General features: G+C 69.4%; 10 protein-coding genes. 8 read left to right on the top strand and 2 right to left on the bottom strand.

Features of this window, described 5'->3' with window-relative positions:
* The coding region (locus tag ACJ8AT_RS00410) for a glycosyltransferase (protein ID WP_407735509.1) at positions 1 to 2,256 on the bottom strand (2,256 nt) is incomplete at its 3' end.
* A gap of 132 nt (positions 2,257 to 2,388) precedes the next feature.
* Between ACJ8AT_RS00410 and ACJ8AT_RS00415 the strand changes: the two genes are divergently transcribed.
* From ACJ8AT_RS00415 to ACJ8AT_RS00430, 4 genes are all read left to right on the top strand, one after another.
* Positions 2,389 to 3,687, top strand: coding sequence for a DUF4912 domain-containing protein (locus ACJ8AT_RS00415; protein WP_407735510.1), 1,299 nt, complete (start codon positions 2,389 to 2,391; stop codon positions 3,685 to 3,687).
* A 12-nt stretch (positions 3,688 to 3,699) separates the two neighbouring features.
* Positions 3,700 to 5,289 (top strand): glycoside hydrolase family 57 protein, encoded by a 1,590-nt coding sequence (locus ACJ8AT_RS00420; protein WP_407735511.1) that lies wholly within the window; start codon positions 3,700 to 3,702, stop codon positions 5,287 to 5,289.
* 101 nt (positions 5,290 to 5,390) lie between these two features.
* Positions 5,391 to 6,866 (top strand): Do family serine endopeptidase, encoded by a 1,476-nt coding sequence (locus ACJ8AT_RS00425; RefSeq protein WP_407735512.1) that lies wholly within the window; start codon positions 5,391 to 5,393, stop codon positions 6,864 to 6,866.
* Positions 6,867 to 6,883: 17 nt separating this feature from the next.
* Positions 6,884 to 7,486, top strand: a complete 603-nt coding sequence (locus tag ACJ8AT_RS00430) for an SGNH/GDSL hydrolase family protein (protein ID WP_407735513.1) — start codon at positions 6,884 to 6,886, stop codon at positions 7,484 to 7,486.
* An 8-nt stretch (positions 7,487 to 7,494) separates the two neighbouring features.
* Here ACJ8AT_RS00430 and ACJ8AT_RS00435 read toward each other — a convergent pair whose 3' ends face one another.
* Positions 7,495 to 9,369 carry a diguanylate cyclase gene (locus ACJ8AT_RS00435; protein WP_407735514.1) on the bottom strand — a complete coding sequence of 625 codons (1,875 nt, stop codon included), beginning with the start codon at positions 9,367 to 9,369 and terminating at the stop codon, positions 7,495 to 7,497.
* A 221-nt stretch (positions 9,370 to 9,590) separates the two neighbouring features.
* Between ACJ8AT_RS00435 and pgeF the strand changes: the two genes are divergently transcribed.
* The 4 genes from pgeF (at position 9,591) to ACJ8AT_RS00455 (ending at position 13,760) form a co-directional block, all read left to right on the top strand.
* Positions 9,591 to 10,352, top strand: a complete 762-nt coding sequence (gene pgeF / locus ACJ8AT_RS00440; RefSeq protein ID WP_407735515.1) for a peptidoglycan editing factor PgeF — start codon at positions 9,591 to 9,593, stop codon at positions 10,350 to 10,352.
* Between the two features lie 59 nt (positions 10,353 to 10,411).
* Positions 10,412 to 11,251, top strand: a complete 840-nt coding sequence (locus tag ACJ8AT_RS00445) for a tetratricopeptide repeat protein (RefSeq protein ID WP_407735516.1) — start codon at positions 10,412 to 10,414, stop codon at positions 11,249 to 11,251.
* A gap of 21 nt (positions 11,252 to 11,272) precedes the next feature.
* Positions 11,273 to 12,499 carry a LysM peptidoglycan-binding domain-containing protein gene (locus ACJ8AT_RS00450; RefSeq protein WP_407735517.1) on the top strand — a complete coding sequence of 409 codons (1,227 nt, stop codon included), beginning with the start codon at positions 11,273 to 11,275 and terminating at the stop codon, positions 12,497 to 12,499.
* A 139-nt stretch (positions 12,500 to 12,638) separates the two neighbouring features.
* On the top strand, positions 12,639 to 13,760 hold the full coding sequence (locus ACJ8AT_RS00455) for a DNA-processing protein DprA (RefSeq protein WP_407735518.1): 1,122 nt from the start codon (positions 12,639 to 12,641) through the stop codon (positions 13,758 to 13,760).
* Positions 13,761 to 13,767: the final 7 nt, after the last annotated feature.

Raw genomic sequence — 13,767 nt, forward strand, 5'->3', positions numbered from 1 at the left:
CACGGGAGGCGGGCTCGCCACGGGCGGTATCGCCCCAGAGGGCCGCGGCGGAGGTGTGGGGCGAGGGAGCGGCGGAGGTGTGGGCTCCACCGGCGGTGACGCGCGAAGGATCGGAGGCGCCGCGGGCTCCACCGGAGACGTCCGAACGATCGGCGGAAGCGAGGGCTCCACCGGCGGTGACGAGCGAGGGCTCGAAGGCGCTGCGGGCGCCACCGGCGGTGACGTCCGAACGATGGGAGGAAGCGAGGGCTCCGCCGGCGGTGACGTGCGAAGGATCGGAGGGGGCGTGGGCGCCAGGCTCGGAGGCGGCACACGGGGCTCCGCGGGAGGGCCGGCGCGAGTCAGCGGAGGAAGGCTCGTCGCCCGAGCCTTCTCGGAGGACTCCGGCTCACGGGCGGGTTCCTGAAGCGCTTTGCGAGTGCCCGTCTTGGCCTTGCCGACGGCCATGGGAGGACGGCTGGAGTCGGGCTCTGAACGAGCGGCCCCGGTGCCTTGGCTGGCTCCGAGCACGCTCTTCACCGGGACGATGGGAGTGGGCGTGGGGGGCTCCTCTCCCCGGACGGGAACTGGCGCGCGGGCGGACGCCGCGGGAGGGGCCTCACCCGGCGGAGCCAGGGGAGAGCGCACGATGGGCGTCGGAGTGTGGTCAGACGCCTCGCGCTCGGTGGGCGCCGCGGTGACGATGGAGGTGGGCGGCTCGTCCGGACTGTCGCGCCGGACGCCAGGGGGCGGACGGACGACGGGCGTGGGTTGCTGGAACTCCTCGGAGGCGGGGGACTCGGACTTCGAGTCTCGCAGGGGCCGCCCCATGACGACAGGAGGCTCGTTGGGGCGCGCATCCGGCTCGGTCTTGATGAGCCGGGTGTCCATCCCGTCATCCGTCAGCTCGTGTCCCAGCACCAGCGGCAGATCGTCCTTCGACTTCGTCCTCTTCGCCGAGCCCTTGCCCTTTTCCGCGCCGCCCTTGCGAGACGAGCGTCGGCCGCCGCCCTCGGGAGGCTTGATCTGGGAGATGCGGTTGGTGGGCGTGCCCGTCATCGTCGGCGCGGGCGGCTCGCTCGCGGCCTCGGTGCCGGTGACGCGCTGCTTTCCGAGCAGCTCGTCATAGATGTCCAGCAGCTTGCCGCGGATGAGGCCCGCCTCCAGCGTCTCCTCGGCGAAGGCTCGGGCCTCGCGCCCCATCTCCAGGCGGCGCGGCACATCCCGCGACAGCTCGATGATGTTTTTGGACAGGGCACTGGCATCCCCCGCGGTGTGGAAGAGCACGGCGGAGGAGGGGAGCAGCTCGCGCGTCACTGGCAGATCCGCGGCGAGCACCGGCCGGCCCGCGGCGAAGTACTCGGACATCTTGGCCAGCGGTCCGCCCTGGAGCCGGTTGCGATCCACGTCATCCAGCGGCATCACGCCCACGTCCGCCAGCGCCAGCACCTTGACGAGATCGTCATGGAGCACGGGCGCCTGGAACTCCACGTGCTCCTGGACGCCCAGCTCCTTGGCCATGTCCTCCAGGTGCGGCTGCCAGTCCGGGTGGCGCGCGCCCACCAGGGTGAGCTTCACCTCGGCGCCGTGCTCCACCGCGAGCGCCAGCGCGCGCAGCAGGATGGGCAGCCCCTGCCACCCCGCCTGGCTGCCCAGGTACATCAACCGCATGGGCCGGCCGTCCGGCACCCCGAGCACGTCCGGCGTATACGGCCCCAGGTCCACCGGCGCGCGGATGACGCGGATCTGCTCCGTGCTGGCGCCCAGCGACTGGATGTAGGACCGGGTGGTCTGCGAGCCTGTAATCACCAGATCGGCGTTCATCAGGCAGAACAGCTCCTGGCGCCGGACCTTGGCGAGGAAGCGCTTGTCGCTCTCGGTGTGCGGGTGGGTGTAGCGCAGCTCCTGCGAGGGGAAGGTCTGCGCCTCGTAGATGAGGCGGTAGCCGTAGTCTCCCTTGGTCTCGCACAGCACGTAGCCGCCGAACGGATCGGTGAAGTGGGCCAGCGCGTACTCCTCGCTGTCGAGCTGGCGGCGCACGGCGCGCTCGAAGGTCTGGATCCGCGAGACGAGATCTCCCGAGCCCACGGGGACTCGGAGCAGGCGCGCGCCCTGGTACTTCTCGATGTGGGAATGGTCCGGCGTCTTCGCTGAGAGCACGACCACCGAGAAACGATCAGGCAACGCCTTGAGGTACTCGGTCAGACGGCGTGACGAGCCCGACGGTCCGGGGATGACGTCGAAGCTGCACAGCAGCAGTCTGGGCAGGTCGCTCAAGCGGGCGCAGGATACTCGGTCCTTTTCCAAGGTGTCATCGCCCGTGTCGAGGGAGCCGGGTCTTGCGACGAACAGAAAGATGCACAGCCTCGTTGACCCCTAGGGGGGCGGCGACCTAAAGGCGACCTGTCTATGGACGATCTCAAGAGCGTCACCCTGGCCTACCTGCGCGATCTGGCGCGCACGCACCTGGGCCCTGGACACAGCAAGCTCACCAAGAAGGAGCTCATTGCTGCGCTCGCGGAGTTCGTCCCCGCGCTGAAGAAGCTGGCCCGCCTTGCGGGCATCGAGTTACCGACCCGCGCCAAGCCGACGGCCAAGGCCGTCCCCTCCGCCGCGAAGTCATCCCGGGAGCCCCGGGGCAAGGAGGCCCGAGTGACCGAGAAGAAGGATCCCGAGCGCAAGAAGGAGCCAGCGAAGCCGGAGAAGAAGGCCGCTGCCAAGGCTGCTGCCAAGGGCGAGGATGTCTCTCAGTCACTCAAGCCCGCACAGGTAGTGAACTTCCCGCCGCGTGAGCGCGCCGCCCGCTCCGCCGAGGAGGAATGGGCGCAGGGGGCGGAGGTGGTGGAATCGGTTGAGCTGGAGATCGTATCCCAGCACGCCGCGGAGCCGTTGATGGAGGGCTTCTTCGTGGCTCGCTTGATGGGCGAGCGCGAGCTGCGGCGCCACCACCTCACCGAGGAGCAGGCCTCGCGCGTCGTGGCGACCCCCACGGGCTTCGAGGAGAACCTCGGCGAGCTGCCGCTGGACTACGAGAACGATCTGGCCCTGGCGCTGGCTCGGGATCCCCACACGCTCTTCATCACCTGGGACTTCAGCGCGGCCATCCTGGCGCGCGCCCGGGATGGGCTCGAATCGCCCCGGCCCATGCTGCGCGTGTTCGATGGGGACAGGCTCGTGCGAGAGGTGGAGTTCGTGCCCGAGTCGCGCAGCTTCTACATTCACGGGCTGCCGCCTGGCCGGCCCTACCGCGTGGAGGCGCACTACGTGGGACGCGAGGGGCGCTCGCGGCGGATTGGCCACTCGACTCACCCGCTGACCCTGCCGCGGACCGGGCCTTCGACGGATACGGCCGTGCGCTTCATGCAGATGCCTCCGCCGCCGAAGGTGGAGCCCCTCACGGGCGCGGCTCCGGCCGTGGAGCCTCCCGCCCCCTCGCGCGAGGAGGTCGTCGAAGAGCGCGAGTACATCTCCTGGCGCCGCGTGCCGCTGCCGGGCAGTGACGAGATGGGGACGCTGGCGGAGAGGCGGCGGGAGCGCACCACCCGTCCGGTGCGTGAGAGCGCCGGGCCTCCCGAGCGTCTGGAGCACCTGGAGATCTCCGCCCGGCCGTTCGGCTCCTCGGAGCAGTCCGCCGCGGGAGGGGCCGCCAGGGGAGGGGCCTCCGAGCAGACCCACTGGACGCCGCCTCAGTCGGGGCGGGGACGCTAGGGCTCGTCACCTATGAGTCAGGGTTCTCTGGCGTTGGTGCTCCACGCGCACCTGCCGTTCGTGCGTCACCCGGAGCATGAGGACTTCCTCGAGGAGGATTGGCTCTACGAGGCCATCTCCGAGACGTACCTGCCGCTGCTGCTGGTGTTCGACCGGCTGGCGGAGGAGGGCGTGCCCTTCCGGGTGACGATGTCGCTCACGCCCACGCTCGTCACCATGCTGCGCGACGAGCTGCTGACGGGGCGCTACACCCGCAAGCTGGAGCGGCTGTGCGAGCTGGGCGCGCGAGAGGTGCACCGCACGCGGGATGATCCCACGTTCGGGCCGCTGGCGCGCCTGTACCGTGATCACTTCGAGTTCCTGCGCGTGGCCTGGGAGGGGCGCTACCAGAGGGATCTGGTGAGCGCGTTCCGTCGGCTGCAGGACGCGGGCTACCTGGAGATCATCACCTGCTGCGCCACCCACGGCTTCCTGCCGTTGATGCAGGAGACGCCGGAGGCGGTCCACGCGCAGATCTCGGTGGGGGCCAACCATTACCGGCAGACGTTCGGCCGGGACGCGCCGGGCATCTGGCTGGCCGAGTGTGGCTACTACCCCGGGGTGGAGCGCTTCCTGGCCGCCGAGCGCATCCGCTACACCCTCCTGGACACCCACGGGCTGACGGACGCCACGCCGCGCCCGCTGTTTGGCCCCTTCGCGCCCCTCTACACGGAGGCGGGAGTGGCCGTGTACGGGCGCGATCCCGAGAGCTCGCAGCAGGTGTGGAGCGCGGAGAGCGGCTACCCCGGCGACCCCACCTACCGCGAGTTCTACCGGGACATCGGGTGGGATCTGCCCCTGGACTACGTGCGGCCCTTCGTCCAGCCCACGGGAGACCGCAAGAACACCGGCTACAAGTACTACCGCATCACCGGCAAGACGCAGGACAAGCTCCCGTACGATCCGGCCGCGGCGCGCCAGCGGGCCGCCCTCCACGCCGGCAACTTCATGTTCAACCGCGAGCGGCAGATCGAGTACCTCGCCTCGCGGATGGGAGAGCGCAAGCCGGTGGTGGTGGCGCCCTACGACGCGGAGCTCTTCGGGCACTGGTGGTTCGAGGGCCCCCAGTTCCTGGACTTCCTCATCCGCAAGGTGGCCACCGAGCAGCAGACGTTCCGGCTGGTGACGCCGTCCGATGATCTGCGCGAGTTCCCACGCAACCAGGTGGCCTCTCCGCCGCTGTGCTCGTGGGGCTCGGGCGGCTACGCGAACATGTGGCTGGACGAGTCCAACGACTGGGTCTACCGGCACCTGCACCACTGCGCCCGGCAGATGGTGGCCCTGGCCCGGGACTACCCTGAGACCTCCCCCTTGCAGCGCCGCGCCCTCAATCAGGCGGCGCGCGAGCTGCTGCTCGCCCAGTCCTCGGACTGGGCCTTCATCATGAAGACGGGGACCATGGTGGACTACGCCGTCCGGCGTACGAAGGAGCATGTCCTGCGCTTCCTTCGCCTGAACGAGCAGGTGCGCGGCGGGAATATCGACGAGGCCTGGCTGTCTCAGGTCGAGGCCCGGAACAACATCTTTCCGGAGATCGACTATCGGGTGTACCGCCCGCTCTGACGCAGGCTCGGGAAGAGGAGAGGCGTCACACTGTTCTGTCCCAGCACCCGGGGTGCACTTTTGCTTGCCGGACCCGGATGGCGCTTTAGCTTGGGGTGGATATGAGACTTCCAATTCTTCGTGTTCGCAGCACCGTGATCGCCGCGGTGATCGCGGTGTTCTCGTCGGTAGCGCTGGCTCAGCCAGCCGCCTCGCAGCCTTCTTCCACCGGGAACATGCAGCCCGAGACGCGCGCGGCCCAGTCGCTGCCGTCGCTCGCCCCCCTGGTGGACTCCGTGAAGGCCGCCGTCGTCAACGTGGACGTGACGGCCAAGGTGTCGGGCCGCGGGGAGCGCGGGGAGCGCGGGGAGGAGATGGAGCAGAGCCCGCTGGATCGCTTCTTCGGCCACCCGGGTGGCCGGGAGGGCCGGGAGAGCATTCGCCAGGGCGCGGGCTCCGGCTTCATCATCGATCCCAAGGGTCTGGTACTCACCAACAACCATGTCGTCGAGGACGCGGTGTCCATCACCGTTCATCTCAATGACGGGCGCTCGTTCCCGGCGGAGATCGTCGGGCGCGATCCGCTCACGGACGTGGCCGTCATCCGGCTCCAGGGCAAGGACGTGAAGGAGCTGCCCGTGGTGGGCCTGGGAGACTCGGAGGCGCTGAAGGTGGGCGACTGGCTGCTGGCCATCGGCAACCCGTTCGGTCTGGCCTCCAGCGTGAGCCTGGGCATCCTCTCGGCCAAGGCGCGCGACATCCAGGCTGGCCCCTATGACGACTTCCTGCAGACGGATGCGGCCATCAACCCCGGCAACTCCGGCGGTCCGCTCTTCAACATGAAGGGCGAGGTGATCGGCATCAACACCGCCATCGTGGGCGGGGGCACGGGCATCGGGTTCGCGGTGCCCAGCAACATGATCAAGGCGCTGCTGCCCCAGCTCGAGAAGGAGGGCTCCGTCACCCGTGGCTACCTGGGCATCGGCATCCAGGATCTGACGGCGGATCTCGGCAAGGCGCTCAACCTGCCTGTCACCGAGGGCGCCATCGTCAACGAGGTGAGCTCGGGCGGGCCGTCGGCCAAGGCGGGCATCAAGCTGGATGACGTCATCGTGGCCCTGGACGGGCAGAAGATCAGCACGGCCAGCGCGCTGACCCGCGCGGTGGCGCTCAAGCGGCCGGGGGCGTCCGCCACGCTCACCCTCTACCGCAATGGCAAGAAGGAGGACGTGAAGGTGACGCTCGGCACGCGGCCGGACATCGAGGGCTACAGCAAGCGGGCCCCGCACGAGAACGAGGAGAGCTCCAAGGCGCGCGTGGGCCTGTCGCTCAGCGACTTGGACGCGCGCACCGCTCAGCAGGCGGGGTTCAGCAAGTCCGAGGGCGCGCTGATCACCGACGTGGTGCCGGGCTCTCCCGCGGAGCGCGCGGATCTGGCGCCGGGCATGCTGGTGGTCGAGGCCAACCGCAAGCCGGTGCACAGCGCCCAGGAGCTGGCGTCGGCCATCAAGTCGACGCCCTCGGGCAGTACGCTGCTGCTGCGCGTGACGGCTCCCGGTAACAACAGCCGGTTCCTGCGAGCCCTGAAGATGCCCTGAGGGCTCTGGCGCGGGAGATGGGATTGAGCATCAGCTACGTGGCGCTCGGGGACAGCTCCGCCGTGGGTGTGGGGGCCAGCCGCGGCGGGGGTTACCCCGAGCGCCTCGCCTCCCGCCTGCGGCAGCAGGGCCTCTCGGTGGGGCTGACCAACCTGGGCATGAGCGGCGCGGTCATCCGCGACGTCTCCAGCTCCCAGATCAAGCGAGCCGTGGCCATTCAGCCCACGCTGGTGACGATCGGCATTGGCACCAACGATCTGTGGCGCGGCACCTCGCTGGAGGACTTCCGGGACGAGCTGGATCGCATCGCCCGGCGGTTGAAGCAGACGGGGGCCTCCCTGGTGATCGTCAACGTGCCGGACATGGCGCTGGCGCCGGTGGCCCGGCTGGTCCCCAGTCACCTCTACGAAGGCCGCATCGAGCCCTTCAACGAGGCCATCTCCACCGTGGCTCGCGCGCACGGGATGCATGTGGTGGATCTCTTCTCGGCCAGCCGCGAGTTCATCCCCCAGCGCCCTGACTTCTTCAGCTTCGATGGGTTCCACCCCTCGGAGGCGGGCTACGAGCAGTGGGCGGACCTGATGCTGCCCACGGTGCGGCCCCTGGTGGACCGGCGCTGAGCGCGCCTTCAGGCCTTGGCCACGCCGGGGGGGATGGGGAACGTGCTGCTGTCGGCTGGGCGGGTGGTGTGCGGCCCGCGCTCGCGGCCGGGGTGGATCTCCATGCCCGGCTCGTACGCCGACACCTTGTTGCGGCCGCCGCGCTTGCTGGCGTAGAGCGCCGCGTCCACGCAGTCCACCAGCGTCTCCTGCTCGGAGGCATCCTCCGGGAAGCTGGCCACGCCGATGGAGATGGTGACGTGCCCGGTGGGCTGGGTGGCCACCGCCAGGGAGGCGGTCTCCAGCACGGCGCGCCGCAGCTTCTCGCCCACCTCCAGCGCGCCCTCCCGGGCCGTCTGGGGCAGCAGCACCATGAACTCCTCGCCGCCGTAGCGCGCCAGCGTGTCCACCTTGCGCACGCGGGTCTTCAGCACGTCGCACACCCTGCGCAGGATCTCGTCTCCGGTGCGGTGGCCCTCGGAGTCGTTGAGCCGCTTGAAGTGGTCCACGTCGATCATGAGCACGGACATGGGCGTGCTGTAGCGCTGGGCGCGAGCCAGCTCGGCCTCCATCCGCATGAAGAGGTGGCGGCGGTTGGCCACCCCGGTGAGCGGATCCGTCATGGTGAGCTGCACCGTCTCCGCGTGGAGCCGGGCGTTCTTCACCGCCGTGGCGGCCTGATCCGCCACCGCCATCAACAGCTCCAGCTCCTCGGGCGAGAAGCCGGCCACCTCCGGCCGCTGGAAGTTCATCACCCCCAGCACCACGTCCATGTGCAACATGGGCATGGCCAGCAGCGAGCCGTGATCCGTGCCGCCCACCAGGTTGCGCTTGGCGAAGCCGCTCGAGCGATCCGACACGTCCGGCAGGTACACCGCGCGCCGCAGCTCGGCGGCCCGGCCACAGGCGCCCTCGCCCATGGCGAAGGTGAGCCCCTCGCTGCCGCGGTGGAGCGGCCAGGCGCTGCGGATCTCCAGCAGCCCGTCCGCGTTGGTCAGCATGATGGAGAAGTTGGGGATCTTCAGCCGCTCCACCACCAGCCGGGTGATGCGCTCGAACATCTCCCCCAGCTCCAGCGTGGCGTTGAGCGAGTGCGCCACGTCGAACAGCAGCGACAGCTCCGTGATGCGCTCCTCGAGCTTCTCCTTGAGGGCCAGCTTCTCCTTGGTGAGCGCGAGATCTCGATGCGTGTCGATCTCCTCCACCTTCATCGAGGTCAGGCGCGCCAGCATCTGGTTGAAGGCCGAGCCGAGCCGGGAGAGCTCATCCGTGCCCCGCGTCTCCGCGCGCACCAGCAGATCTCCCTCTTCCGCGCGCCGCATGATGGCCGTGAGCCGGCGCAGCGGGCGGGTGAGGAACAGGTGCAGCGACAGCCACGTGGCCAGCACCAGCATCAGGCCGAACACCAGCGTGGAGACGATCGCCCCGTGAAAGACCGACGAGAGCTGGCGGCTCAGCATCGGCTCGGACATCCGCACCTGGAGCACTCCCAACCGCTGGGCCTGCTCACCGGTGTGGCAGTCGGCGCACTCGGGGCCGCCCAGCGGGCGCACCACCTCCGTGCCCTCCTTGGCCGAGCGAGCCGTCTCCGGTGTGGGAGCCGTCAGCCGAGCGCTGTCCGGGTGGAGCGTCCCTTCCTCCCCCCGCTGACGCGACCAGCGGATCCGCCCGTCCGGGGTCAGCACGCGCAGTTCGGCGACAGAACGTAACAGGCGTGTATCCGAGACGAGCACCTCGGCCACCGCGCTGTGCGGATGTGCGGGATCGGCCTGGGGCAGGGTGAAGGTGGAGGCGATGAACTCGGCCAGGGCGAGCGCCTCTCGGTGCGCCGCATCCTGCACAGCGCGGCGTGTCTCCCGCCAGAAGTAGCCGGCGCCAAGCAGCGCGACGATGAGGCCAGGCAAGGCAATGCTCCACAGGAGCTTCCTGCCGACGGTGTGGGGACCCAGGGCCATGTTCTCGGTGAGGTTGGCGCTGGCTCCAAGTCCAGCGGACCTACAGGGTTGGAATTGTCTGGTGGACGACTCGGGGCTGTCAAACGTTCCCGGAAGAAATTTCCCGCACCAATGAGGACTCCATGGGGAACAGTGCTGTCCCGGAGAGGGTGGGGTACCCTGCACCTGTCATGAGCTCGTTGTTCATCACCTCTGCGCTACTTCCGGTGCCTCATGGCTTCGCCACCCGCGCGGGCGGAGTTTCCGAGGGGCGTTTTGCCTCACTCAACCTGGGCTTCTCCGTGGGAGACGTGCGCGAGCGCGTCGAGGAGAACTACCGCCGGCTCGCCACGGCCGTGGGGGCTCCGCTCGGGGCGCTGCACACGGTGAAGCAGGTGCACGGCGATCGCATGCTGCAGGCTCAGCCGGGCGAGGACTCGCAGACCCTGCGGCCGCAGCAGGGCGACGCGGATGCCCTCTTCACGGAGAAGGCGGGGGACTGGGTGGGCGTGTCCACCGCGGACTGTGTGCCGGTGCTGCTGGTGGATCCCGAGCACCAGCGCGTGGCGGCGGTGCACTCGGGCTGGCGCGGCACGGACGCGGACATCTCCGCCAAGGCGGTGGAGACGCTGGCGGCGCGAGGCTCCCGGCCGGAGCGGCTGCTGGTGGCGGTGGGCCCAGCCATCCAGCAGTGCTGCTACGTCGTCTCCCCGGAGCTGGCGAAGCACTTCGCCACGCGCTTCGGCTCGGACGTGGTGGTGGCCAAGGGGGACGAGTTCCGGCTGGATCTGTCCCGCGCCGTGGTGCTGACGCTCAGGCGCGTGGGCGTCAAGGTCGGCAACATGGACGTACTACAGGACTGTACCTCGTGCGACTCCTCGCGCTTCTTCTCGCACCGGCGTGACTCGGGTCGCACTGGGCGTCACATCAACTTCGTCGTCCATCGCTTCTGAGGCGGGCCGATTTCTTGACCGTGTCGGAAGCCGCTCTCTATCCTCGCAGGCGGATACCCGTGTTGGAGCGTCTTCCCATCATCCGACGGCTGCTCGCCGTCGTGCCGCTGTGCGCGCTCGCCGCGTGCGCCTCTGACTCCGCCTCCAAGGCGGACATGGACGCGCTGCGGGTGGAGCTGCGCGCCATGCGCGAGCAGCAGGCGCGCACCAACGAGCGGCTCGAGCGGCTGGAGCGCACCACCTCCGTGCTCCGGGCCCGGCCCTCCCAGGCGCCCGCCGCTACGGCTCCCCAGGCGCCCGCCTCGGTGCCGGCCTCCCAGGCCTCGCCGCCGGCCTCGAAGCTCGCCGTCCCCGACCTGACGGTGGTGAAGCTCAAGCCGAAGGCCGAGCCCGCGCCCGCGCTGCCCACCCAGGTGCCCGTGGTGGAGCCGGATCCGGATCAGGTGGAGATGTTCGTCAGCGCCTCGCCCGAGTCCTCGGAGTCCTCCGAGCCCGCCAGCGCGCCCGCGCCCGCGAACACGGCGGCGCTCGACGCGGAGTTTGATCAGGCCTTGTCCATGCTGCGCACCGGTAACGTGGAGGGCGGTGTGGCGCGGCTGCAGGCCTTCGCTGATCAGAACCCCCGGCACTCGCGAGCGGACAACGCGCTCTACTTCGCGGGGCTGGGGATGATTGGCCTGAATGACAACGAGGGCGCCTCGCTCGTCTTCCAGCGCCTCATCGAGACCTATCCCGCCGGAGACGCAGTGCTCGACGGCATGCTCCGGCTGGCCGAGTGCCGGCTCAAGTTGAACCAGCGCGAGGATGCCCGCGCGCTCTACACCCGTGTCATCACCCAGTTCCCAGGGACAGCCGCCGCGACCCAAGCGGAGCAGCGGCTTGCGTCCCTCTCGCCGTAGAAGCCGAAAGGAAGTTGCCCGATGCGTTCCCGGATCCTGACAGCATGCTTCGTGGCCGTCTCCCTCGCGCCCGTCTGGTCGGCGCACGCCCAGCAGGCGCAGGAGCAGCAGGAGGAGACGGAGGGAGGCGAGACCGAGGGCGCGGAGGTCTCCGACGAGGCCCAGCCCTCGGGCAAGCAGATGGGGCCCAAGATCGAGGGCGCGCGCGAGACGGCTCCTGGCGAGGTGCACACCGTCGTCAAGGGCGACACGCTGTGGGACTTGTCGCAGCAGTACCTGGGCAGCCCGTGGTACTGGCCCAAGGTCTGGTCCTACAACCCGGAGATCGCCAACCCGCACTGGATCTACCCGGGCAACCAGGTGCGCTTCTTCCCCGCGGGCGAGGAGGTGCCTTCGCGCGTGGAGACGGGCACCGGGCCCGCGCCCACCGAGGCCATGGGAGAGGAGGGCGAGCTCCAGGCCTCCTCGGAGCTGGGGCCCGTCAGCGGCGAGTCGATGGTGTCTGTGTCCGGCAACATTGGCTACAAGGCCAACGCCGCCACGCTGGTGAACACGCGCGGCTTCGTCACCTCGAAGGAGGTGGAGGAGGCGGGGAAGATCGACAGCTCCTTCTCCGAGCGGGAGATGATGGCCTTCCCGGACACGGTGTACCTGCGCTTCAAGCGCAAGATCGACGCGAAGGTGGGGGACCGGTATCTCATCTTCCGCACCAACTCGGAGGTGAAGCACCCGATCTCCGGCCAGAAGGTGGGCTACCTCACGGACCTGGTGGGCACCGTGCGCGTGCTCAGCGTGGGGGACAAGTACGTCACCGCGCAGATCGCCGAGACCTGGGATGGCGTGGAGCGGGGCGATCTGGTGGGGCCCTATGGTGAGCGGCTGACGGATCGCGTCGCCATCAAGCCCAACTCCAAGGCGATGAAGGGCTACATCATCACGGCGATGCTGCCGTTCCTCACCATCACCGGCGAGCACAACTTCATGGTGGTGGACAAGGGCAGCGGCGACGGCGTGCAGGTGGGCAACACCTTCTCGGTCCTCCGCAAGGGCAACCCCATCGACAAGGTCCTGGAAGAGGGCAAGGACGAGAAGATCAAGAGCCTGCCGGATGAAGTCATCGGCACGTGCCTCGTCAGCGAGGTGAAGGAGCGCACCTCCAACTGCCTCCTCATCAACTCCCTGCGCGAGATCATCCCCGGAGATCGGATCGAAATGCGTGTGGGTTCAGCTCCCACCGCGAGCCGTTGATGTCGGTGTAGGACCCGCCTCCTGCGGTACGACAGAGGGATTGGCCGCTTGACCGCTGCCAGTCCGGTGTTTATGTGTCGCGCCCCCTTCCGTCGGGCTCATCCTCTATATAGGTGGGCACCGAATGGGGGGGATGGGTATGGCGGGTACATTTACACACTCTTTGACACCTGAGCAGCGTGCCACGCTGGCACTGTGGGCGGTTCCTGGCCTGGGGCCAAGAACGCTGGACGCCCTGCGTGCGTTCGCCGAGGGCCAGCTTGCTCGCCTGGTGGGTAGCCCGGTGAGGGAGTGGCTGGCAGACGCGCCGCTGCCCGCGCCGCTGCGCCGGCGGCTGGCGCCCGTGGCGGACCTGGCTCCGCTGGCGGAGCGCGTGCTGGAGCGGTGCGAGGCCACGGGCATGGAGCTGGCCTTCGCGGGCGACAGGGCCTTCCCGGAGCGTCTGGCGGGCACCGAGGATGCGCCGCCGCTCCTCTTCTACAAGGGGCAGGTGGGGCCGCCGCGGCGCCGGGTGGCCATGGTGGGCAGCCGCCATCCGGATCAGGGCTTCCTGCCTTTTGCTCGGAGCTTCGCGCGGCAGGTGGCGGAGGGCGGCGTCGGAATTGTCTCGGGCGCGGCCATGGGAGTGGATCGCGCGTGCCACTTTGGCGCGCTGGATGCGGGCGGAGAAACGTGGGCCTTTCTGGGCTCCGCGCTGGACGAGCTGGATCCACCGCAAGCCCGCATGCTCCCTGAGTTTTTGGAGCGGGGCGGGGTGTACTTCAGCGAGCTGCCGCCCGGCGTCCGAGCGAGTCGCTCCACCTTCCCCCGGCGAAACCGACTCATCGCTGGCGCGTCGGATGCTGTGTTGGTGCTCCGGGCGGGTAAGGAATCCGGGGCGCTGTACACGGCGGAGGACGGGCTGGCGCTGGGGCGCCCGGTGCTCGCGATGCCGGGCGACGTGCGCAACGAGGCCGCGACTGGCTGCAACGTGCTACTCCGGGAGGGGAAGGCGCACGCGTGTCTGGATGTGGCAGACGTCTGGGAGTACGTGGGGGCCCGGCCAGCGCTGGCGGTGCCTCCTGGAGCGGGGGAACCGTGGGAGGCGCTCTCGGCGGAAGCCAGGGGGGCCTACCAACTGTTGGATCGAGTCCCTCGCACATTTGATGAGGTGCTGGTGGGTTGCCGGCTCTCGCCCGCGACGCTCACGAGCGCGCTGGTGGAATTGGAACTGTCGGGGCTGGTGATCCAGCACCCGGGCAAGCTTTACGAGAAGGTTTGAGCAGGAG

Source organism: Hyalangium sp. (assembly GCF_045802625.1).
Lineage (GTDB): Bacteria > Myxococcota > Myxococcia > Myxococcales > Myxococcaceae > Hyalangium.

What these genes read in the sequence shown, in the direction of transcription:
- ACJ8AT_RS00455 (WP_407735518.1), top strand. Translation starts at nt 12,639, where the DNA reads ATGGCGGGTACATTTACACACTCTTTGACACCTGAGCAGCGTGCCACG.
- pgeF (WP_407735515.1), top strand. Translation starts at nt 9,591, where the DNA reads ATGAGCTCGTTGTTCATCACCTCTGCGCTACTTCCGGTGCCTCATGGC.
- ACJ8AT_RS00420 (WP_407735511.1), top strand. Translation starts at nt 3,700, where the DNA reads ATGAGTCAGGGTTCTCTGGCGTTGGTGCTCCACGCGCACCTGCCGTTC.
- ACJ8AT_RS00450 (WP_407735517.1), top strand. Translation starts at nt 11,273, where the DNA reads ATGCGTTCCCGGATCCTGACAGCATGCTTCGTGGCCGTCTCCCTCGCG.
- ACJ8AT_RS00430 (WP_407735513.1), top strand. Translation starts at nt 6,884, where the DNA reads ATGGGATTGAGCATCAGCTACGTGGCGCTCGGGGACAGCTCCGCCGTG.
- ACJ8AT_RS00425 (WP_407735512.1), top strand. Translation starts at nt 5,391, where the DNA reads ATGAGACTTCCAATTCTTCGTGTTCGCAGCACCGTGATCGCCGCGGTG.
- ACJ8AT_RS00415 (WP_407735510.1), top strand. Translation starts at nt 2,389, where the DNA reads ATGGACGATCTCAAGAGCGTCACCCTGGCCTACCTGCGCGATCTGGCG.